General features: G+C 62.1%; 22 protein-coding genes. 7 read left to right on the top strand and 15 right to left on the bottom strand.

Annotation, left to right across the window (positions count from 1 at the left end):
* Positions 1-20 precede the first annotated feature (20 nt).
* From J2X24_RS11445 to J2X24_RS11415, 7 genes are all read right to left on the bottom strand, one after another.
* Positions 21-698, bottom strand: coding sequence for a CpaD family pilus assembly protein (locus J2X24_RS11445; RefSeq protein ID WP_245344640.1), 678 nt, complete (start codon positions 696-698; stop codon positions 21-23).
* A 13-nt stretch (positions 699-711) separates the two neighbouring features.
* Complete coding sequence (locus tag J2X24_RS11440) at positions 712-2,145, bottom strand: type II and III secretion system protein family protein (RefSeq protein ID WP_209721335.1); 1,434 nt, start codon at positions 2,143-2,145, stop codon at positions 712-714.
* The gene (gene cpaB, locus J2X24_RS11435; protein ID WP_209721330.1) at positions 2,142-3,068 is read right to left on the bottom strand and encodes a Flp pilus assembly protein CpaB; all 927 of its coding nucleotides are present in this window, start codon (positions 3,066-3,068) and stop codon (positions 2,142-2,144) included. The genes J2X24_RS11440 and cpaB overlap by 4 nt, the downstream gene beginning before the upstream one ends.
* A 176-nt stretch (positions 3,069-3,244) precedes the next feature.
* Positions 3,245-3,757: an A24 family peptidase gene (locus J2X24_RS11430; RefSeq protein ID WP_209721327.1), complete on the bottom strand. Its 513-nt coding sequence runs from the start codon at positions 3,755-3,757 to the stop codon at positions 3,245-3,247.
* Positions 3,758-3,905: 148 nt separating this feature from the next.
* Entirely contained in the window at positions 3,906-4,088 is a 183-nt protein-coding gene (locus tag J2X24_RS11425) for a Flp family type IVb pilin (protein ID WP_209721324.1), read from the bottom strand.
* A 58-nt stretch (positions 4,089-4,146) separates the two neighbouring features.
* Positions 4,147-4,320 (bottom strand): Flp family type IVb pilin, encoded by a 174-nt coding sequence (locus tag J2X24_RS11420; RefSeq protein WP_209721322.1) that lies wholly within the window; start codon positions 4,318-4,320, stop codon positions 4,147-4,149.
* Positions 4,321-4,398: 78 nt separating this feature from the next.
* Complete coding sequence (locus J2X24_RS11415; RefSeq protein ID WP_209721319.1) at positions 4,399-4,581, bottom strand: Flp family type IVb pilin; 183 nt, start codon at positions 4,579-4,581, stop codon at positions 4,399-4,401.
* Between the two features lie 384 nt (positions 4,582-4,965).
* Here J2X24_RS11415 and J2X24_RS11410 point away from each other — a divergent pair, with 384 nt between their 5' ends.
* The 3 genes from J2X24_RS11410 (at position 4,966) to J2X24_RS11400 (ending at position 6,596) form a co-directional block, all read left to right on the top strand.
* Positions 4,966-5,403 carry a pilus assembly protein N-terminal domain-containing protein gene (locus tag J2X24_RS11410; protein WP_245344639.1) on the top strand — a complete coding sequence of 146 codons (438 nt, stop codon included), beginning with the start codon at positions 4,966-4,968 and terminating at the stop codon, positions 5,401-5,403.
* Positions 5,404-5,487: 84 nt separating this feature from the next.
* Positions 5,488-6,033 carry a TadE/TadG family type IV pilus assembly protein gene (locus J2X24_RS11405; RefSeq protein WP_209721317.1) on the top strand — a complete coding sequence of 182 codons (546 nt, stop codon included), beginning with the start codon at positions 5,488-5,490 and terminating at the stop codon, positions 6,031-6,033.
* Positions 6,033-6,596 (top strand): TadE/TadG family type IV pilus assembly protein, encoded by a 564-nt coding sequence (locus J2X24_RS11400; protein ID WP_209721313.1) that lies wholly within the window; start codon positions 6,033-6,035, stop codon positions 6,594-6,596. The genes J2X24_RS11405 and J2X24_RS11400 overlap by 1 nt, the downstream gene beginning before the upstream one ends.
* Here the strand turns inward: J2X24_RS11400 and J2X24_RS11395 are convergent, their stop codons facing one another.
* From J2X24_RS11395 to bioB, 3 genes are all read right to left on the bottom strand, one after another.
* Entirely contained in the window at positions 6,597-7,985 is a 1,389-nt protein-coding gene (locus J2X24_RS11395; protein ID WP_209721310.1) for an anthranilate synthase component I family protein, read from the bottom strand.
* A gap of 176 nt (positions 7,986-8,161) precedes the next feature.
* Positions 8,162-9,679 (bottom strand): AMP nucleosidase, encoded by a 1,518-nt coding sequence (locus J2X24_RS11390; protein WP_209721307.1) that lies wholly within the window; start codon positions 9,677-9,679, stop codon positions 8,162-8,164.
* A gap of 222 nt (positions 9,680-9,901) precedes the next feature.
* Positions 9,902-10,882 (bottom strand): biotin synthase BioB, encoded by a 981-nt coding sequence (gene bioB / locus J2X24_RS11385; RefSeq protein ID WP_209721304.1) that lies wholly within the window; start codon positions 10,880-10,882, stop codon positions 9,902-9,904.
* A gap of 110 nt (positions 10,883-10,992) precedes the next feature.
* On the opposite strand from bioB, the gene J2X24_RS11380 reads away from it, so the two are divergent.
* Positions 10,993-12,264 carry an MFS transporter gene (locus J2X24_RS11380; protein ID WP_209721301.1) on the top strand — a complete coding sequence of 424 codons (1,272 nt, stop codon included), beginning with the start codon at positions 10,993-10,995 and terminating at the stop codon, positions 12,262-12,264.
* 87 nt (positions 12,265-12,351) lie between these two features.
* A complete protein-coding gene (ahcY, locus tag J2X24_RS11375; protein ID WP_209721298.1) occupies positions 12,352-13,755 on the top strand; it encodes an adenosylhomocysteinase in 1,404 nt (467 codons plus the stop codon).
* A gap of 137 nt (positions 13,756-13,892) precedes the next feature.
* Here ahcY and J2X24_RS11370 read toward each other — a convergent pair whose 3' ends face one another.
* From J2X24_RS11370 to J2X24_RS11350, 5 genes are all read right to left on the bottom strand, one after another.
* Positions 13,893-14,312 (bottom strand): DUF3597 family protein, encoded by a 420-nt coding sequence (locus tag J2X24_RS11370; protein WP_209721297.1) that lies wholly within the window; start codon positions 14,310-14,312, stop codon positions 13,893-13,895.
* Positions 14,313-14,329: 17 nt separating this feature from the next.
* Positions 14,330-14,776, bottom strand: a complete 447-nt coding sequence (locus J2X24_RS11365) for a DUF3597 domain-containing protein (protein WP_209721294.1) — start codon at positions 14,774-14,776, stop codon at positions 14,330-14,332.
* Between the two features lie 61 nt (positions 14,777-14,837).
* Complete coding sequence (locus J2X24_RS11360; RefSeq protein WP_209721291.1) at positions 14,838-15,680, bottom strand: TIGR03915 family putative DNA repair protein; 843 nt, start codon at positions 15,678-15,680, stop codon at positions 14,838-14,840.
* Complete coding sequence (locus J2X24_RS11355) at positions 15,677-16,903, bottom strand: putative DNA modification/repair radical SAM protein (RefSeq protein WP_209721288.1); 1,227 nt, start codon at positions 16,901-16,903, stop codon at positions 15,677-15,679. Before J2X24_RS11355 ends, J2X24_RS11360 begins: the two co-directional genes overlap by 4 nt.
* Before the next feature lie 187 nt (positions 16,904-17,090).
* A complete protein-coding gene (locus J2X24_RS11350; RefSeq protein ID WP_209721285.1) occupies positions 17,091-17,900 on the bottom strand; it encodes a class I SAM-dependent methyltransferase in 810 nt (269 codons plus the stop codon).
* A 143-nt stretch (positions 17,901-18,043) separates the two neighbouring features.
* On the opposite strand from J2X24_RS11350, the gene cutA reads away from it, so the two are divergent.
* Together cutA and J2X24_RS11340 are read left to right on the top strand one after the other, a co-directional pair.
* Entirely contained in the window at positions 18,044-18,355 is a 312-nt protein-coding gene (gene cutA / locus J2X24_RS11345; RefSeq protein ID WP_245344638.1) for a divalent-cation tolerance protein CutA, read from the top strand.
* 200 nt (positions 18,356-18,555) lie between these two features.
* Positions 18,556-19,692: a serine hydrolase domain-containing protein gene (locus J2X24_RS11340; protein ID WP_209721280.1), complete on the top strand. Its 1,137-nt coding sequence runs from the start codon at positions 18,556-18,558 to the stop codon at positions 19,690-19,692.
* The last annotated feature ends 131 nt before the right edge of the window (positions 19,693-19,823 follow it).

The following is a 19,823-nucleotide window of genomic DNA, read 5'->3' as shown; positions in this document are numbered from 1 at the left end:
TTGTCACGCACTTATTCGGGTTACTGGACGGCGTCGGAAACCGTGCCCTTGGCCTGGTCGTCCTTGGTGGTCGAAGTGATTTCGCCCTTGCGGTACTTGCCGAGGATCTCCGACTTGCGCAGGGCGTCGGACGACGTCGCCCGCGCCGCGCGGCCGATGTCGCGCGGATCGGCGATCTGTGCGGCGAGGTTGGAATTCACGGCGCAGCCGAAATTGGCATAGGTCTCGTTCGACCGGGTCGCCGTCAGGTTTTCCCAGGTCTGGTTGCAGGCATAGATGACCGAACGGGAAAAGGTCAGGTTGACGGTGACGATGTCCGCCGGCTGGTCCGGCTTGCTGCTCTGGCTCAGGGTTTCGACCGGAACGTCGTGTGCGCTGAGGTAATCGCCGATCCTGCGCCCGGCCGCCACGGCGCCCAGGTCACCCGCGGTGACGATGTCGACATCGACGGCATCGCCGCGCGTCCAGCTGGCATCGTCGGCCACCTGGTCGAGGGCGCGGCGCTGGTTTTCGGACAGGCCGTTTGGATTGATGCGGAAGGAGACGCTGCGCACCTGGCGTTCGGCCATCAGCGGATACTGATCGGTCGGCAGGGCCGGCGGCGCCGAGGCGGTTTCGGGCTGTCCTGTCGTGGCGCAGGCGCTTAAGACCATCAGTGGCGCCATCAGGGCAAGAATGCGGACGGAAGACTGGCTCATGAGGCGGCTCATCCTATTCGATCACGTAGCCGACGGGGGCGGAGTAGGCGGGGGCGGCATCGGACTCCGAAGCCACCTGACCGTTGCGGGCCTTGATGACCTTGTTGACCCGGCCCATGAAGACGGCCTGCAGGTCGTGAGCGACCTGGAAGTTGTCGGCGGGCGTCTGGTAATCGCCCGGCGCGCCGGGTTGGACGATGTACGGCGTGACGACGATGACCAGTTCGGTTTCCTCGTTCAGGAAGTCGCGCGACCGGAACAGCGTGCCCAGGATGGGAAGGGAGACCAGGCCCGGCAGGGCGTCCACCGACTGCTTGTACTTTTGCTGCAGCAGGCCCGCGATCATCATCGATGAGCCCGACTGCATTTCGACCGTGTCCTCGGCGCGGCGCACCGACAGGCCCGGCAGGGTCAGGGTCGAGTTCAGCTGCAGGGCGCCGAGGTTCGACAGTTCCGAGACCTCGGTCGAGATCTTGAGCGAAATGCGGCCCGACGACAGCACGACCGGCGTAAAGCCCAGGCCGACGCCGAACGGCTTGAAATCGACCGTGACGCGGCCCTGGTTGTCCTGGGCGACCGGAACGGGGAACTCACCGCCGACCAGGAACTTGGCCGCTTCGCCCGATACCGAGGTCAGGTTTGGCTCGGCCAGGGTGCGCACCAGGCCGACGCGTTCGAAGGCATTGATATTGGATTCGATCGACAAGCCCAGCGGACGCGTGTCCTGGTACCCGAGGGAGCCGCCGCCCAGGAGCTTGTTGTTGACGCCGTAGGTAGTCGAGGTGACGACGCCGAAGGTGGCGCCGTTCGAATTCGTCGAACTGAGCAGGTGGTCGAAGCCCAGCTGCTTGATCGTGTTGCGGTTGATCTCGATGATGCGGACCTTCAGCGTTACCTGGTCCTTGCCGGCGATGCTGATCAGGTTGACGACGTTTTCGGGCTTGTCGGCGAAGCCTTGCGCCAGGCGGAAGATCTGGTCGGCTTCGCCATTGTTGCGCGCGATGCCGCTGAGCACGACCTTGCCGGCCAGGCTCTGCACCTCGACCTTGCTCTCCGGGAACAGGCGGGCGACGGCATCGGCCAGGTGATCGGTCGAGGCATCGACGCGGATCTGCAGGTTCAGGATCTGGCGGCCCGAGGCGTCGAAGAAGATGGCGTCGCTCTGGCCAGCGTCGACGCCCAGCACGAAGATGCGGCGGGGTGTGCGCAGGACGGCGTCGGCGACGGCCGGATTGGACACGAAGACGTCGGCGGCGTCGGCCGGCAGGTCGATGACGGCCGAGCGGCCCTTGGGCAGGTTCAGGACCTGCGACTTGACCGCGGCGCTTTGCAGGACCTTGACGCTCGCCGAATTGGGGGCCGCCTGGGCGATAACCGGCACGGCCGAGGCCGCCAGAACGGCGGCAAGGACCAGGGCGGAGGCCAGGAGTTTTTTCGTTGGGTTCATCGCGTCACCAGCACATCTGAGGACTGACCGTTACGGAAGACACGGACACTGCCATCACCGCCGGTCGGAATGGCGGTGACGATGCCGGAAGGACCGGCCGCATCGGCATAGGAGCGAAGCATCAGCGACAGGGTGCCGGACGCCTTGGCCAGCACCAGGGCCTGGCCGTCGACCGGTGACACTTCCAGGGTGGCCGTGGCGCCGATCAGGTTCTGCTTGTCTTCGGTATTGACCTGCTGGTCGATGGCGAGGACGCGGATATTGCGCAGCACCGGCTGGACGCTGTCGACGGTGCCGCTGCCGCCGGCGCGCGGCGTCTGGTGGGTCACCAGGATATCGACGCGGTCGCCGGGCAGGATGAAGCCGCCGGCCGTGTTGTCGACGCTGACAGGGACGGCGACGGCGCGCATGCCGGGCGCCAGCATGACGGCCATGAAGCCGCCCTGGTCGGCGCGCACGATCTTGGCTTCGATGATCGGCTCATTGGCCAGGATATCCTCGCGCGCCACGGCGCCCACAAGGGCGGTGCGGGCATTGGGACCCAGGGTCCGCTTGGCGGCGGCGGCAATGTCGTTGCCGGTCTGCTGCGCCTTGGCGGCGGCGTCCTCGCTGCCATTGGCCGGCGCGGTATTGGCGGCGGGTTCAGGCGTGGGCGCGATGGGCTGATCGGTAATGTAGGCCGGGGTGACCATGTTGGCGGGCCAGTCCTGCCAGCGCAGGTCCGCCTCGGCAATGTGCTCGCCGGCCTTGATGTTGCGGCTGGCGACCAGGACGTGCGCCGAGGCGACCGGCGCCGGTGCCGGTGCGGGCGTCGCCGTGGCTTCGGTCGTTGCCTTGCCGCCGATCATGCCGCGAACAAGAAAGAAGAGCAGGATACCGGCAACGGCGGCGATGCCCAGTACGACGTATCGTGACGTCTTCATTGCACAGGATTCCCCAATTGCGCTTGCCCTCGAACCGGACGGACAAGCCGGCCGGGAGGGCGTTTGTGAATTTTCAGGGGAGATGTTGGCTTAAGGTTAGTTAATGTTCGCCTAAGGAAATCGAAGCGGCCTGTTTTTTCGTAAATTCGCCGCCTTTTTCGATATTTTGTGCAGGTTTAGGCGAGATTCAGCAACAGGGGCAGCAGGTCGCTGTGCGGGATGGCGAACAGGCCGCCGGCGCAGATGGCGACGCCATAGGGGATGTCGCCCTTCTCATCGAGATGGCGGCTGAGATTGGCGGGCAGGACGCCGGCATAGTGACCGTACAGCTTGCGTGCGCTGATCAGTCCCAGCGTCAGGACGCCACCGGCCAGGGCGGTATAGATCAGCAGGGCGACAAAGCCGTCCAGGCCCAGCCACAGGCCTGCCGCCGCGATCAGCTTGGCGTCACCGCCGCCCATCAGCCGGAAGGCGAACAGGACCATGCCCAGGACCAGGCCTGCCAGGCCCAGCCCGACGTGAATGGCAAAGCCTTCCCAGCTCAGGCCGACCAGCAGGGCGACCGGGATAAAGGCAAGCGCCAGGCCGATATTCAGCCTGTTGGGAATCGTCATCGACTGGATGTCGCTCTTGGCGGCCCAGCACAGGCAGGCGGGATAGGCGAGGGCGAAGAGCAGAGGGATCAGCACGGCGGAAATCTCGGCAAGACAAAAAACATAAGGTTCACAAACCCTAGCCGATTACGATTAAGGAAGAGCTTACGCGAGGCGGCGGGGGGCAAACAAAAAGGCCGCGAAGAGTGTCTCTCCGCGGCCTGTTGTCTGGCTTGCGCGCTTTTTAGGTCGCGGCGTTACCGGCGGCGACGCCGGCTTCGACCTTGGTGAAGGTCGTCTTCAGGCTGCCGCCCAGGGTGGTCACGATCGCGATGATGGCGACGGCGATCAGGGCCGCGATCAGGCCGTATTCAATGGCCGTGGCGCCCGATTCGTCTTGCGAAAAAGTATTGAGGAACTTGATCATCAAAAACTCCGAGAGAGATGTGAAACGCAGCTCAGGACTTTACTGGGATATTCTCGTTTTAACTTCCGGCCATCGCGCCGCCGGCGGCGTTACCGATCTTGATATACAACTTGTGCAGATTGTCGCCGTAACTCAGAACCGTCGTGACTATGGCCAGGAAGATAAGGCCGCAGATCAAGCCGTATTCGATTGCTGTCGCGCCTCGTTCATCTTTGAAAAATTGCGTCAGCATCAAGTTCTCGTCAATCCTACAAGGAGAAAAAGCGTGCGCCCCAAAGGGACGCACGCTGTCGTCTTCAGACCTTAGGTCTTAGGTGGCGGCGTTGCCGGCGACGACGCCAGCGTTGACCTTGGTGAAGGTCGTCTTCAGGCTGCCGCCCAGGGTGGTCACGATCGAGATGATGGCGACGGCGATCAGGGCGGCGATCAGGCCGTATTCAATGGCCGTGGCGCCCGATTCGTCCTGAGCGAACTTGTTGAAGAACTTGGTCATGGTGGTCTCCTGAGAAAGACTATTACAATTGGGTTGGCAAGTGAGCCGTATTTTGCATCGGGTTGGACCGGCTTGACGGCTCATTTGCTCCCGAACACGAGACCACTCTAAACAACCATGATTAAAGTGAAGTAAATAATCAGATTTCCGCAAAAATATTCTTTGGTAAATTCGTATTTACTGTTAATTTGAATTAAGGTTAATGGCAGTTAATATTGGTGACAATTGAAATAAATAGGAAATTTTTTCATTAATATTGCATTTAGCAATTTTAAAGATTTGCTGTTTACCGTGTTTCCTAACGCGCTCCTCACGCCTGTGCGGTCAGTATGGAGCGGAAACAGCGCCGTGCGCGCCTGTCGGCAATGAAAAACGAGTTCTGTCATGATCCGGAATGGAAGACATATCCTGATGACCGCGCTGATGGCGGTGGCGGGTTTCACGGCTTCGGCGGCCAACGCCGGTCAGCGGCTTGTGGTCGAGAAAAATCATACGGTGCGTGTGGCGCTGAATGCGCCGGCATCGTCGGTCATTGTCGGCAATCCCGAGATCGCTGACGTCAACGTCGTCGACTCGCGTACGGTTTATATCCTCGGCAAGGGTTTCGGCAACAGCTCGGTGACGATCACGGGGCGCGACGGCCGCGCCTTGTTCGACGGCGAGGTGTCCGTCACTGCCGTGCGCCAGGGCGCCATTACCGTCTATAAGGGGCTGAAGCCCAGCCTGATGGTGTGCACCAATGTCTGCATCGCCGAAGACATGAATGACGGCAATACCTCCTCAGCCGGGGCCGCCGTGGCGGCGCCCGTCACGGCGCCTTAAAAAAACTTGACGACGGTTTAACGGACTATTGACCCCGGTGCTGTAAGTTGATCCTGCCTATACAACAGGGGATCAGGTCCGGACATGCCGGCGAAAACACGTACGCTGCGGTGGATTGCAGAGCTTCGTAAGGGATCGTTCGACCGGCGTGGCTCCGCGGCGGTTGAATTCGCCCTGATCGCCTTCCCGCTTATCTTCATGATCTTCTGCTGCCTTGAGCTGGCTTTGATCGTGCTTTTGTCCGTCACCCTGGACAACGCCACCGACCTGGCCGCGCGCCAGATCCGCACCGGCATCCTGACCCAGTCGAACTCGACCGCCGCCAGTTTCCGCCAGAAGATCTGCGCCAACATGTCATGGCTGTCGGGATCTTGCGCCGGCAGTCTTCAGGTCGACGTCCAGACCTATGACAGCTTCGCCCAGGTGCCGAAGACCGACCTGATCAAGAATGGCCAGTTCGATTCGGCCAATTTCGCCTATGTCATCGGCAAGGGCAGCAAGATCCAGATGGTGCGCGCCTATTACGAGTGGCCGATGTTCACGCCCTTCCTGCAGGCGGGCATGACGACGCTCAGCAACAAGAATGCGGTGATCACAACCAAGGTCGTCTTCAGAAACGAGCCGTTCTAATGGGTATTCTCAACCGTCTCGCCGATTGTGTCCGCCTTCGCGGCTTCATGAAGGATCGCCGCGGTGTGTCCGCCGTCGAATTCGCCCTGATCGCGCCCATCCTGATCATGACCTATCTGGCCCTGGCCGAGCTCACCCTCGGCATGATGGCGGGGCGGCGCACGTCGCACCTGGCCGCCACCGTCGGCGACCTGGCCGCGCAGTCGGAAGCCCTGACCGACGCCAATATCACAGACCTGTGGGCGATCGGCACCAGCATGCTCCAGCCTTTTACCGCCGGCAGCGATCTCAAGGTGCGCTTGTCCTGCGTGACCATGGGAACGGACAAGGTGGCCCGTGTCGTCTGGAGTGACGGGCATAATATCGCGGAATATGTCGACGGCAAGGTCATCACGACCATTACGACGGACCAGATCGCCGCGGGAGAAAGCCTGGTGCTGACGGAAGTCGAATACGACTATACCTCGCCGATCGGCAAGTTCCTGCCGGGCGAGACCACCTTCAAGGACACCTTCTACCACCATCCGCGCAATGGCACGGCCATTGTCCGCAAGGCGTCGTGATCAAGAGCCTTCCAGCACCCGCCGGATAAGAGACAGCTTGGTTTCGGTCTCGATGCGCTCGGCTTTCGGATCGCTGTCCGCGACGATGCCGCCGCCGGCTGCGGCCCGGACGTGCCACCGCCCGGCTTCATCGCGTTCGAAGGCGAGGGTGCGTATCAACACGCTGGAATCCATGGCCCCACCGGCATCGACCGTGAACAGCGCGCCGCAATAGGGCCCGCGCGCTGCTTCCATCTCGTGAATGACCTTCATGGCCTGGACCTTGGGCGCGCCTGAGATCGAGCCCGCCGGCAGGGTCGCCGCCAGGACGTCGGCCGCCGTCCTTCCCCGCGCCAGCCGGGTCGTGACGGTCGAGACCAGGTGGTGGACATTGGCGTAGGTCTCAAGCGCGTTCAGTGCCGGCACGGCGACGCTGCCGGTTTCGGAGACCTTGGACAGGTCGTGGCGCATCAGGTCGACGATCATCAGGTTTTCGGCGCGGTCTTTGGCGCTGGCCTGGAGGTCGGCGGCAAGGGCTATATCCTCGGCGGTGGTTTGTCCGCGCGGACGCGTTCCCTTGATTGGCCGCGTCTCCAGCCGTCCATCGGCATCGAGGCGAATGAAGCGCTCCGGACTGTTCGACACGATGGCACGTTCGCCCATCTTCACGAAGGCGCCAAATGGTGCGGCCCCATGGGCATGCAGGGCCGCCGCGACATCGCCCGGTGAGACCTCGTCACGCAACCGTCCGCTCCAGCCGCGCGCCAGATTGGCCTGGAACAGGTCGCCGGCGTGGATTTGCCGGACAAGGGCGGCGACCTTGTCTTCGTGTACGCCGTCCGGCGTTTCAAGACGCAGGGGGGCGTCGGTCAGTGGTGCTCGCTGCACCGGTCTGGAAGAGGTTTCGTCATAGAGTGTGATCAGGCGGTCACGCGCGGCCTGGGCTTCGGCCTGGGTGCGTCCCCGGCCGATCGCCAGGCACAGACCCGTCGCATGATCAAAACTGATGACCCCGGGATAAAGCCTTAAGACCAGTTCGGGCCACGCGCCGCGCCCTTCGATACGGAACGGCCGCCGCGGCATGCGCTCCAGTCGTGGTCCCAGTTCGAAGGCCGCCAGACCCAGCAGCCCGCCCGTGAACGGCGGCAGGCCGGGCGGGGGATCTTCCGGCCGCACAAAGGCCGTGGCGGCGCGCAGCATGTCCGCGGCGTCGGTGGTGTCATCGTAGGCGAGAACGGCTTCAGCAACCGGTTCCGCCATCAGGTAGCTGTAGCGTCCCTGCGGGCCGCCGTCGGAAAAAAGTGCTGCCGCCCCGGTGTGCTCGTACCAGGACGCCAGGCGTGGACCGGCCAGGTCCGTAACTATGGAACACGTACTGATAAACGGTATGTGAGCCGAAAAGGGCAACATTCACAGCAACTTGATTCGATTGCAAACGCTTGCGGGCGCAAAATGGGATCAGGAATTAGGCACGGTTTTCACTATCAGCCGAGCGTGAAAATGTCGCCGCGAAACCTATGGATGGAGGTCCATTGATCCTATCGGAGCGGCTTGCCAAGCGCAAACCGCTCCTTTTTTTATGACTATTACCGGAAAGGCGGTTCCTCGAAGGCCCTGAGTTTGCGCGAATGCAGCCGGGCGCCGAAGTCGCGCAGGATTCCTACGGTCTCGATGCCGATGTCGATATGCTCGCGAATAGCGCGCTCATAGAACAGGTTGGCCTGGCCCGGCAGCTTCAGTTCACCGTGCAAAGGTTTGTCCGAAACGCACAAAAGCGTGCCGTAAGGCACGCGGAAGCGATAGCCCTGGGCAGCCAGCGTGGCGCTTTCCATGTCGATGGCGACGGCGCGCGATAACGAAAAGCGCAAGCTGCTTGCGGAGTAGCGCAGTTCCCAGTTGCGGTCGTCGGTGGTGACGACCGTGCCGGTGCGCAGGCGCTTCTTCAGTCCGTCGCCATCTTCGCCGGTGATGCGTACGGCGGCCTGGTGCAGGGCCTGCTGGACTTCGGCGATGGCGGGGATGGGGATTTCGCGCGGCAGCACGTCGTCGAGCACATGATCGTCGCGCAGGTAGGCGTGGGCCAGCACATAGTCGCCGATGCTTTGTGACGGGCGCAGGCCCCCGCAGTGGCCGATCATCAGCCAGGCGTGCGGACGCATGACCGCCAGGTGGTCGGTGATGTTCTTGGCGTTGGACGGGCCGACGCCGATATTGACCAGGGTGATGCCCTGACGGTCCTTACCGAGCAGGTGGTAGGCCGGCATCTGGTGCTTACGCCAGGTCGAGTTGGCGATCAGCTCTTCCGGGTTCGGCGTGTCCTTGGTGACCAGGAAGTTGCCGCAGCACGACAAGGCCGTATAGGGGCTGTCGGGCTTCTTCAGCTGTTCCAGCGCGTAGGTGACGAAGACATCGACGTAGCGATTATAGTTCGTCATCAGGATGTAGCTCTGGGTGTGCTCGGCTGGCGTGCCCGTATAGTGCCTGAGGCGCGCCAGCGAGAAGTCGGTGCGCAGGCCGTCGAACAGGGCCAGTGGCCGGTTGCCGTCGTCGTCCATGACCTCCAGGCCGTCGGCGACCTCATTGCCGATCAGCGCCAGTTCGGTCGCCGGGAAGTGCCGCGCCAGGTCGAAGGCCGACACGGCGTTGAGATCCAGGCCCGCGCCATCGAGCACGTACGGGTAGGGGATTTCCTGGTCCGACAGGCCGACGGTGACTTCGGCGCCGTAGTCGGCGATCATCAGGCCCAGCTGTTCCTCGATATAGGCGCCGAACAGGTCCGGCCGCGTGACCGACGACATATAGCTGCCGGGCCGCGAAAAGCGGGCGAAGGCGCGGTTGACCTGGGGGTGGCGATGGGCGGCGGCGATGATGTCATCTTCGGCGTCGTGCACGCCTTTCCAGACCACGGTCAGTTTCGGATAGCAGTAACGGCCGGCATCGCGCATGGCACGGGCGGGTTTGACGCGGTGGGTCAGATAGGCCTGCAGGTCTTCCTGCAGTGCGGCGACCGAACGGTCATAGATTTGCTTGAGCTGGTCGACAGCTTCGGCGGCGGTCAATGGCGCGGCCGGTTGGGTATCGTTCAATTTTGTGGGTTTGTTCATGGCGATACCTAGCACAGCTTGGCCATTGCCGCTATCGGCGCCGTATGAATTTTTGATCAGAGCGATGTTTGGCGCATTTCGGGTAGACATGCCGCTTTGTCGAAGTCGCGGATACGCCAGGACATGTCGCGCTTCTTCAGAGCCGCTTTCAAAGCCCGCAACTTAGCTTCAGACTTTGGTTCGAAGCAATGTGCTTTGCTACGCGGTCGTCTATGCTGCGTGTCATGACATCGGCCGCAGATCCAGCGCCTGGAACAGGTGGGCGTCGCTGCCGCGTTCGGGGTTGGGCGTGGTCAGCAGCTGATTGCCGACGAAGATCGAATTGGCGCCCGACATAAAGCACAGGGCCTGAAGCTCTTCGCTCATTTCGTTGCGGCCGGCGCTTAAGCGGACCATGGCCTTCGGGCAGACGATGCGCGCCACGGCGACCGTGCGGACGAATTCGATGCCGGAAATGCCGCCCTCGCGCGCCGCCTGCTCGCCCAGCGGCGTGCCGGCGACCGCGACCAGGTTGTTGATCGGCAAGCTGTCGGGATGGTTCGGCAGGATCGCCAGCTGGTGCAGGAACGACACCCGGTCCTCGCGCGCCTCGCCCATGCCGACAATGCCGCCGCAGCAGGTCTTCATGCCGGCGTCCGCCACCGCCTGGAGCGTATCAAGCCGCTCGGCATAGGTCCGCGTGGTGACGACCTTTTCGTAGTATTCCGGCGAAGTGTCGAGGTTATGGTTGTAATAGTCGAGCCCGGCGTCCTTCAAAGCCGTTGCCTGATCCGGGCGCAGCATGCCCAGCGTCGCGCAAGTTTCCAGTCCCATGGCCTTGACGCCGCTGATCATCCCGGCCAGCGCCGGCAGGTCGCGGTCCTTAAGCTCGCGCCACGCCGCGCCCATGCAGAAGCGCTGCGCGCCACCGTTCTTGGCGGCCTGGGCGGCGGCCAGGACCTGATCGACCGGCATCAGCCTGGAGGCTTTCAGGCCCGTATCGAAGTGCGCCGACTGCGAACAGTAGCCGCAGTTTTCGGCGCAGCCGCCGGTCTTGACCGACAGCAGCTGCGACAATTGCACTTCGCTGGGATCGAAGGACTGACGGTGCACGGTGGCGGCGCGGAAGACCAGCTCCATGAATGGCAGATCGAACAGGGCGGCGATCTCGGCCTTGGTCCAGTCGTGCCGGATCGTGGCAAAGGTCTGGGATGTATCGGCCATTTTTTGCAACTCCGCTTCGTTGCCTGAGCCTTAGCCGGGATTGGTGGCTATGGTCAAATGGCGCGGAGTGTTCTAATGCGCATGAAATAATCAGGGGATCGAAACTTCGCATGACCGCCGCCACTACCAAGCCGCTCAATTCGCCGTTCAAGGTGCTGCTGGCCAGCCTGATCGGCACGACGATCGAATTCTTCGATTTTTACGTCTATGCCACGGCGGCCGTGCTGGTCTTCCCGACGCTCTTCTTCCCGGCCAGCGATCCGACCTCGGCGCTGCTTCAGTCGTTCGCGACCTTCTCGATCGCCTTTTTTGCCCGGCCGATCGGCGCCATGGTGTTCGGTCATTTTGGCGACGTCATCGGGCGGAAAGCCACGCTGGTCGCCGCGCTCCTGACCATGGGGATTTCGACCGTTGTCATCGGTCTTCTGCCGTCCTACGCCCAGATCGGTGTCGCGGCGCCTGCGCTGCTGGCGCTGTGCCGCTTTGGCCAGGGGCTGGGGCTTGGCGGTGAGTGGGGCGGGGCGGTCCTGCTGGCGACCGAAAATGCGCCTCCGGGCAAGCGGTCGTGGTACGGCATGTTCCCGCAACTGGGCGCGCCGATAGGCCTGCTCCTGTCATCGGGCGCCTTCTGGGTCCTGCTGCAGAACATCTCGCAGGAAGATTTTCTGAGCTGGGGCTGGCGTGTACCCTTCATTGCCTCGATCGTTCTGATCCTGGTTGGCCTGTGGGTGCGGTTCTCGATCACCGAAACCCCGGAATTCCAGGCTGCCAAGGAGAAGGAAGAGCGCGTCAAGGTGCCGCTGACGCGCATCTTCGCCAAGCATAAGCGCAGCCTGCTGCTCGGCAGCTTTGTCGGCCTGGTGACCTTCGTGCTCTTCTACATCGGCAGCGCCTGGCTCCTGTCGTTCAACGTCAAGACCCGCCATATTCCCTTCCTGGAAGCGCTGGAAATCCAGATCCTGGGTTCGGTGGCGTTTGGCCTGTTCATCCCGATTTCCGCCAAGCTGGCCGAAAAGTTCGGCCGGCGCGAAGTGCTGATCGCAACAACGGTTTTGATCGGCCTGTTTTCTTTCAGCCTGCCGGTCCTGCTGGGCGGTTCGGATAGCGCCATCTTCGTCTTTTCAGCCCTGGCCATGGCGCTGATGGGGCTGACCTACGGCCTGATCGGGACGGCGCTGGCGGCGCCGTTTCCGACCGAGGTGCGCTATACCGGCTCAAGCCTGACCTTCAACTTCGCCGGCATTTTTGGCGCCTCGCTGGCGCCATATGCGGCGACCTGGCTCTACAGCAATTACGGCGCCTCGCACGTTGGCTACTACCTGCTGGCGGCGGCCTCGATCACCCTGCTGTGCATCCTGCTGTCAGGCAAAGACGAAGTGTAATCATATAAAGATATCTTTATATCTTTATTGCATTGGTAACGACCAGCGGCTATAACGGCGCAAATCCAATTGCGCGGAACCGAACCCATGCCTGCCAAAGACCAAGACTTCATTGTGAAAGACCTCAGCCTTGCGCCTTGGGGCCGCAAGGAGCTGGATATCGCCGAGGGCGAAATGCCGGGCCTGATGGCGACCCGCGCCGAGTTCGGCAAGGACCAGCCGCTGAAGGGCGCGCGCATCGCCGGTTCGCTGCACATGACCATCCAGACGGGCGTGCTGATCGAAACGCTGCAAGCCTTGGGCGCCGAGGTGCGCTGGGCGTCGTGCAACATCTTCTCGACCCAGGATCACGCCGCTGCGGCCATCGCCGAACGCGGCACGCCGGTTTTCGCCATCAAGGGCGAAACCCTGGAAGAGTACTGGGACTATGCCCACAAGATCTTCGAATGGCACGACGGCGGCTATCCGAACCTGATCCTCGACGACGGCGGTGACGCGACGCTTCTGTGCGTGCTTGGCCCCAAGGCCGAAAAGGACCCGTCGATCCTCAACAACCCGACCAATGAGGAAGAAGAAGCGCTCTATACCGTCATGAAGCGCTACCTCAAGGAAAAGCCGGGCTTCTATTCGGCCATCCGCGACGCCATCAAGGGTGTGTCGGAAGAAACGACGACCGGCGTGCACCGCCTCTACGCCATGGCGCAGAAGGGTGATCTGCCCTTCCCGGCGATCAACGTCAACGACAGCGTGACCAAGTCGAAATTCGACAACCTTTATGGCTGCCGTGAGTCGCTGGTCGACGCCATCCGCCGCGCCACCGACGTCATGCTGGCCGGCAAGGTCGCGGTCGTCCTCGGTTACGGCGACGTCGGCAAGGGCTCTGCTGCCTCGCTTCGCAACGGCGGCGCCCGCGTCATCGTCACCGAAATCGATCCGATCTGCGCCCTTCAGGCCGCTATGGAAGGCTATGAAGTCCGCACGGTCGAGGAAGTCGCGGCTTACGGCGATATCTTCGTCACCGCCACAGGCAACAAGGACGTGCTGCGCCTGGAACACATGCGCGAGATGAAGCACAACGCCATCGTCTGCAACATCGGCCACTTCGATTCCGAAATCCAGATCGCAGCCTTGCGTAACCTCAAGTGGGACGAGATCAAGCCGCAGGTCCACCACGTCGAATTCGCCGACGGCAAGAAGATCATCGTCCTGTCGGAAGGCCGCCTGGTCAACCTGGGCAATGCCACGGGTCACCCCAGCTTCGTCATGTCGGCCAGCTTCACCAACCAGACCCTGGCCCAGATCGAGCTGTGGACCAACGGCAAGTCCTACGAGAACAAGGTCTACACCCTGCCCAAGCGCCTCGACGAAAAGGTCGCCCTGCTGCACCTCGAAAAGCTCGGCGCCAAGCTGACGACGCTGAACGCCGAACAGGCCGACTATATCGGCGTGCCGGTCGAAGGCCCATTCAAGCCGGAACACTATCGGTACTAAAAAAGTCCCCTCTCCCTGCTTGCGGGGAGAGGGTTAGGGTGAGGGGCTACTACCAGTGTGGCGTGCGCGGAAAGTGTTTCTGCCCCTCATCCGACCCTTCGGGCCACCTTCTCCCCGTAAACGGGGAGAAGGGATTTCTATTTGAAATCCGCCGGGATATCGCCACCCCGGTCTTCGAGTTCACGCATGGTCGCCCGAAGCAGGGTGGCATCGCTGGCGTTGCTGGCCATGCCCAGTTCGGTCGCCAGGGCTTCGCGGTTTTCCGATGAAGTTTCTACCCCGCACAGGCTGAGCAGGTCATCGATCGACGTCCGCCAGTTCAGGTCGCGGCCTTCCATCGCATTCGCGTAGTCGAGGACGGCTTCGACATCTACACGGTCCATGAGCGGCACCAGCGGCGGCGCGCCCAGGGGCGCCGCCATGGTGCCGGCGGGCTCGAGCGCTGCCGGCTCGATGACGGGCGGTGGCGTTTCCTGATCCAGCGTCGGCGCCTCGTCGCGATGGCTGAAGACGAAGTCCTCGATGGCCTCGAAGATAGTGGCGTAGAAGGTCGCCATATTGCGCTCCTTTGGGTTCAGTCCTTGAGATTGGCCGGCACCTGGCCGCCGGATTTTTCCAGCTCGCGCATAACCGCCTTGTGCAGCCATATATTCATCGAGGCCGAGTCGTTCATATCGCCGGTGTAGCCGAGTTCCTGCGCCAGCTCCTTCCGGTTCTGCAGGCTGGAATCGATGCCGCACAGCTTCATCAGGTCGACGATGGACTGACGCCAGTGAAGTGTCTGGCCGGCTTCGCGCGCTTCCTGGTCGAGGATGGCTTCGATATCGACGCGTTCCTGAAGGCCGACCTGCGCGGCCGCGGGGTTGGTGGCCTGGACCGATGGTGTGGGCTGAGCCTGCGCGGCGGGTGTCGCGGGCCGAGGCGCGGCGGTGGCGGGTGCCGCCTGAGCCGTGCCGGACTTGCCGACGGTGATGAACTTCTTGCCGAAAAGAAAGTCCTTGATCGAGCTGAATACGCCCATGATGAAGCTCCTGGAATCTAAAGCCCCCGTTGGACCATCCATCGCCCGATCCGCTGTAAAATTACGATAGCGACTTGCCGTGCAGGCGCTGATGAAATTTTGGCAGGGTGTCGCTGGCCATTCGGTCGGCCATTTCGCGCACGCGGCTTTCGGCGCCGCTGATCATGTCGGGGATCAACCCGGCTTCGGGCAGGTTCTTCCAGTACTTCTTGGGCATATGGGCCTGCATCGATTTTACCTTCAGGCGCGCCGGGTTGAAGATATTGGCGAAATAGGTCCGCCACAACTCGTCCGTCTCATCGTTCAGGTCCGGACGGGCAGCAGGTTCGTCATCTGTGCATAGGCTTTCGCCATCCCACGACGCCGTGCCCTTGGGTGTAGCGATCGCCCAGTCCATGTCGCCGAAGCGCCTCTGGAAGAAAGGTGCTGTGCGGTGGACAATATGATGGTCGGGTTCGAACCAGGCGACAAAGGCGCGACGCGGAGTATTGGATGGCACCTCCTTGAAGCGGACAAAGGCTGTCATCTTGTGTTCGTCGCGATGGACGGATTTGACCATCATGCGGGCGCGAGAGACGTCGGGATCGGACGGGATTTCCAGCAGAGCTTTTTCCGTTTGCAGCCGCCATAGCAGGCGATAGGCGAGGGCAAAGCGAGCAGGGTCACTGTGGCAGATAAGCTGCTCGGCCAGATCGATAAAGGCGGGGGGTACGGTGACTATGCTTGCCCCGCCCACCGCTACGCGGTCCCCCCTCCCCATGAATGGGGAGGGCGAAGAAAATAAATCTTCGACACGATCTAAACCCCACTCCGCATCACGGGGAGCGCACCCTTGTTGTAGTAAATAGCGGGCGGCATCGCGCCACTCGGTGAAGTCACCCCGGCCGCATAAGTTCACTCTCATAACAGTTCCAGTTGCTGCGGCTTCGGCATCATCATCTCGCGCAAGTCGCTGCGGTCGATCAGCTTGACCGGTGTCCAGGCGTGTGCGGTGACAAAGGGCTGGACCTTCTTGACCGACACCTTCAGCCGTTTCAGGTCATCAAGGCCTAGCCGTTTGTGGGCGCGGCCAGCCAGGATGGCGTCGACCGTCTTGACGCCGAAACCCGGCACGCGCAGCAGCATTTCGCGATCGGCCTTATTGATATCGACCGGGAAGCGGTCGCGATTGGCCAGGGCCCACGACAGTTTCGGATCTATGGCCAGGTCGAGCATGCCGTCTGGCCGCGCGGCGGTAATCTCACCGATGCCGAAGCCATAGAAACGATAGAGCCAATCCGCCTGGTAGAGACGATGTTCGCGCATCAGGGGCGGCTTGATCAGCGGCAGATGTTTTGACGCATCGGGAATGGGGCTAAACGCCGAATAGTAGACGCGGCGCAGGGCATAGCTGCCGTAGAGATTGGCGCTGGTACCGAGGATGGTCGCATCGCTGGCCTGGTCAGCGCCTATGATCATCTGGGTGCTCTGGCCGGCGGGAACAAAGGCCTTGCGCCGTTTGCGAAAGGTCGGCTCCGACGCGGCGTCAATCTGGTCTTTTAGTTCGCCCATGGAACGGCGGATATTGGCCGGGTGTTTCTGCGGCGCAAAGGCCTCGACTCCGGCGTCGGTCGGCAGCTCGATATTGATCGACAGGCGGTCGGCATAGAGCCCGGCCTCTTCGATTAGGGCGGCGGAGGCTTCGGGGATGGTCTTGAGGTGGATATAGCCGCGGAAGACATGCGTCACGCGCAGGTCACGGGCGATCCTGACCATCTGCTCCATGGTGTAATCGGAATTGCGGATGATGCCCGATGACAGGAACAAGCCTTCGATATAGTTACGGCGGTAAAATTCGAGCGTCAGCCACACCACCTCCTCAGGCGTGAAACGCGCACGTTCGACATTGCTGGACGATCGGTTGATGCAATAAGCGCAGTCGTAGATGCAGAAATTGGTCATCAGGATCTTGAGCAGCGATATGCACCGTCCATCGGGCGCGTAGGCGTGGCAGATGCCGGAGCCTTCGGTCGAGCCGATGCCGCCCGTGCTGGAATCGCGCTTGGTGGTCCCTGAAGACGCGCAACTGGCGTCGTACTTGGCGGCGTCGGACAGGATCGCCAGCCGCTCCTTGATACTCTTTTTCATAACATGTTCATGTTATGTTCTTGCGAAGAAGTCGTCAAGGGTAATTCCCTCTCCCCGCTTCCGGGGAGAGGGTTGGGTGAGGGGCTATGACAGACGTCGTTTGTGCGGACAGAGTTTTTGCCCCTCATCCGGTCCTGCGGGCCACCTTCTTCCCGTATTGCCTGCCGGCGAGGCCAGGGAGAAGGAATCAGTTCGGCTTCTTGAAGCGCAGCGTCATGCGGTCTGACTCGCCGATGGCATCGAACTTGGCGCGCTCTGCTTCGGTCAGGGTCTTGGTGTCATTGCTGCTCTGGCGGATTGGCCGCAGGGTCCAGACGCCGAACGGATGATCGCGCGTGTCCTTGGGATTGGCGTTGATTTCCGACTTGCCGTCCAGCACGAAGCCGGCCTTTTTCGCCGCTTCGATGACGTAGGATTCCGGCACATACCCGTTGCCCGCCTTGGGGTCGGAGCCTTCCGGCGCGCGGTGCTGTTCGACGGCCAGGATGCCGCCGGGCTTCAGCGCCTTATAGAACGCGCCCATGAAGTTGTCGGTCGTGTCGCCCTGGCGCGCCCAGCCGTGGAAGGCTCGCGCCACCAGGACCATGTCGGCCGAACTGGCCGGCAGCGAGGCGAAGTCATCGCCCTTCAGGGTATAGGCCTTGACCTCGCCGAAGATCGACTTGTCGGCGACTTCCTTCCAGAAGTTTGCATCCTGAGTATTCGGCATGGCAGCCGCATAGGTGCCGCCCGTCGCCTTCGCGTAGGGCGCCAGGATTTCCGTCCACCAGCCGCGCGCACCGGGATTGACCTCGATGATCGTCATGCCGGGCTTCAGGCCCCAGAAGGTCAGGGCCTCGACAGGGTGGCGCTGGCTGTCGCGCGCCTTGTTCTCGGGCGCGCGCCAGGCGCCGGCGACCGCGTCCTGCAAGGCCTTGTCCTTAGCGATTGCGGGTGCACAGGCCATCAGACTCATGCCGATCATTGCCGATAAAACAGTACGCCGAACCAGGGTCATTGTGGTCTCTCCCATGTTAAGCATTTCCCGCCGAAGTGGCCGCCGGTTCGGCATTAGGAAATGCGAGGCTTTAAGGCCTTCAGTCAGCCGGTTTGCAAATCAAAGTCAATTACGCTTACATTAAACCTATGACAGATACGGACATGGTCGCGGTTTCCGTCGCTTGCGGATCGGAAGATGAAGCGAATAACCTGGCGCGCCTGCTGGTCGAACAGCGATTGGCAGCCTGCGTGCAAAGCCATGCGATCACGAGCACCTATCGCTGGCAGGGCGAGGTTGAAACCTCCCATGAGATCATGCTGACGATCAAGACGCTGAAGGTAAAGCTGCCGGCACTGGAAGCAGTAGTGAAGCGGCACCATGGCTACGATGTGCCAGAAATCATGGCCGTGCCGATGGTGTGGGCGTCAGAAGACTATGCCCAATGGCTGCGCGATGCGATGGACGGCCAGTAGTCGCCCGCGAGGCCGCTCCAGCCGGAGGAACGGTGAGGCGCTGGATACGGCCTCGCAAGGCATGTGGCATTATTGGTAGCGGTAACATAGCGCGAATTGCGATAGGATTGCAACAACCGAATGTGCATGCGCGAAACGGCGATTGAAGAGACTCTTCCCGCGCGATAAAGAGGAAGCAACATTACCCTAAAGGTTGGATCATGGCTGAGATCGGCGGCGTTTGTCCGGAGAAGTTTGCGCGCGTCAAGGATGCGTTCGCCGAGAATTTCAGCAATGGTCCGAACGGCTTGACCGAGCGCGGCGCGCGCTTCTCAGTGGTGGTCGGTGGTGAGACCGTCCTCGACATCTGGGCCGGATCGGCGGACCGCGAAGGTTCAAAGCCCTTTGACGACAAGACATTGACGCCGGTCTTCTCGACCGGCAAGGCCGTCATGGCGACGCTGGTGGCTCGCCTGGTCGAAAAGGGAAAGCTCGATTATGAGACGCCGGTCGCCCACTACTGGCCGGAATTCGGCCAAGCGGGCAAGTCGCGCATCACGGTCGGCCAGTTGATCTCGCACCAGGGCGGCCTGCCTGGCTTCGTGCCGGCCAAGGACCCGTCGATCTGGTTCGACGTCCAGGCGACGCTCGATGCTTTGTGTGCGCAGGAGCCGCTGTGGTCGCCGGGCCAGGGCTCGGGCTATCATCCGGTCACCGGCGGTTATCTGATCAATGAGCTGCACAAGCGCGTCGACGGCCGTTCGCTCGGTACTGCCCTGCGCGATGATTTTGCGATGAAGTATGGCATCGACCTGATGATCGGCACGCCGGACAGCGAGGCGCCGCGCATCGCCGCCCTGCAAAAGCCGTCGTCCCCGCCTGATTTGGGCGCGATCGACAAGATCAAGCAAGCGGCCTTCCTCGACAAGGGCTCGGCGCCCGGCGGGCGTGGATCCGACGACTGGCGCCGCATGGAGATTCCGTCGGCCAATACCCACGGCACGGCCCTGGCCCTGGCGCGGTTCTTGGGTATCATCGCCAACGGTGGTTCCATGGGTGGCGACCGCATCCTGTCGGTCAATACGCTGGGCAGCGCGACGCGGGAACGCGTCTACGGCCAGGACCGCGTCCTGCCCTTCCGCCTGAGCTGGGGCGCGGGTTTCCTGCGCAATCGCGGCATCCATATCTATGGTCCGAACGACCGGGCGCTCGGCCATTCCGGATGGGGCGGGTCGTGCGTCATGGCCGATCCCGACCGCAAGCTGTCGGCCGCCTATGTCATGAACCGCCAATCATCCTACCTGATCGGCGACCCGCGCGCTGTGAAGCTGATCGACGCGCTGTATCAGTGTTTGTAGGGTAAGTAAGAAACCCCACCACCACGCCCTTCGGGCGCGGTCCCCCTTGTATCTGGACAAGGTCGCTGAGTTGTACTGAAGCGATGGTGTCCGGGAAGGTATGCAGCCTTCCCGGACATCGGCGGCACGCC

The organism is Asticcacaulis solisilvae, assembly GCF_017875235.1.
GTDB lineage: Bacteria > Pseudomonadota > Alphaproteobacteria > Caulobacterales > Caulobacteraceae > Asticcacaulis > Asticcacaulis solisilvae_A.
Note: the sequence above shows the minus strand (reverse complement) of the source record. Positions and strands in the feature narration are given on the sequence as shown.

Bases quoted from the DNA above. Each gene is read 5' to 3' on its own strand.
- J2X24_RS11445 (WP_245344640.1), bottom strand. From the start codon at position 698: ATGAGCCAGTCTTCCGTCCGCATTCTTGCCCTGATGGCGCCACTGATG.
- J2X24_RS11440 (WP_209721335.1), bottom strand. From the start codon at position 2,145: ATGAACCCAACGAAAAAACTCCTGGCCTCCGCCCTGGTCCTTGCCGCC.
- cpaB (WP_209721330.1), bottom strand. From the start codon at position 3,068: ATGAAGACGTCACGATACGTCGTACTGGGCATCGCCGCCGTTGCCGGT.
- J2X24_RS11425 (WP_209721324.1), bottom strand. From the start codon at position 4,088: ATGATCAAGTTCCTCAATACTTTTTCGCAAGACGAATCGGGCGCCACG.
- J2X24_RS11420 (WP_209721322.1), bottom strand. From the start codon at position 4,320: ATGCTGACGCAATTTTTCAAAGATGAACGAGGCGCGACAGCAATCGAA.
- J2X24_RS11415 (WP_209721319.1), bottom strand. From the start codon at position 4,581: ATGACCAAGTTCTTCAACAAGTTCGCTCAGGACGAATCGGGCGCCACG.
- J2X24_RS11410 (WP_245344639.1), top strand. From the start codon at position 4,966: ATGATCCGGAATGGAAGACATATCCTGATGACCGCGCTGATGGCGGTG.
- J2X24_RS11405 (WP_209721317.1), top strand. From the start codon at position 5,488: ATGCCGGCGAAAACACGTACGCTGCGGTGGATTGCAGAGCTTCGTAAG.
- J2X24_RS11400 (WP_209721313.1), top strand. From the start codon at position 6,033: ATGGGTATTCTCAACCGTCTCGCCGATTGTGTCCGCCTTCGCGGCTTC.
- J2X24_RS11395 (WP_209721310.1), bottom strand. From the start codon at position 7,985: ATGTTGCCCTTTTCGGCTCACATACCGTTTATCAGTACGTGTTCCATA.
- J2X24_RS11390 (WP_209721307.1), bottom strand. From the start codon at position 9,679: ATGAACAAACCCACAAAATTGAACGATACCCAACCGGCCGCGCCATTG.
- bioB (WP_209721304.1), bottom strand. From the start codon at position 10,882: ATGGCCGATACATCCCAGACCTTTGCCACGATCCGGCACGACTGGACC.
- J2X24_RS11380 (WP_209721301.1), top strand. From the start codon at position 10,993: ATGACCGCCGCCACTACCAAGCCGCTCAATTCGCCGTTCAAGGTGCTG.
- ahcY (WP_209721298.1), top strand. From the start codon at position 12,352: ATGCCTGCCAAAGACCAAGACTTCATTGTGAAAGACCTCAGCCTTGCG.
- J2X24_RS11370 (WP_209721297.1), bottom strand. From the start codon at position 14,312: ATGGCGACCTTCTACGCCACTATCTTCGAGGCCATCGAGGACTTCGTC.
- J2X24_RS11365 (WP_209721294.1), bottom strand. From the start codon at position 14,776: ATGGGCGTATTCAGCTCGATCAAGGACTTTCTTTTCGGCAAGAAGTTC.
- J2X24_RS11360 (WP_209721291.1), bottom strand. From the start codon at position 15,680: ATGAGAGTGAACTTATGCGGCCGGGGTGACTTCACCGAGTGGCGCGAT.
- J2X24_RS11355 (WP_209721288.1), bottom strand. From the start codon at position 16,903: ATGAAAAAGAGTATCAAGGAGCGGCTGGCGATCCTGTCCGACGCCGCC.
- J2X24_RS11350 (WP_209721285.1), bottom strand. From the start codon at position 17,900: ATGACCCTGGTTCGGCGTACTGTTTTATCGGCAATGATCGGCATGAGT.
- cutA (WP_245344638.1), top strand. From the start codon at position 18,044: ATGGTCGCGGTTTCCGTCGCTTGCGGATCGGAAGATGAAGCGAATAAC.
- J2X24_RS11340 (WP_209721280.1), top strand. From the start codon at position 18,556: ATGGCTGAGATCGGCGGCGTTTGTCCGGAGAAGTTTGCGCGCGTCAAG.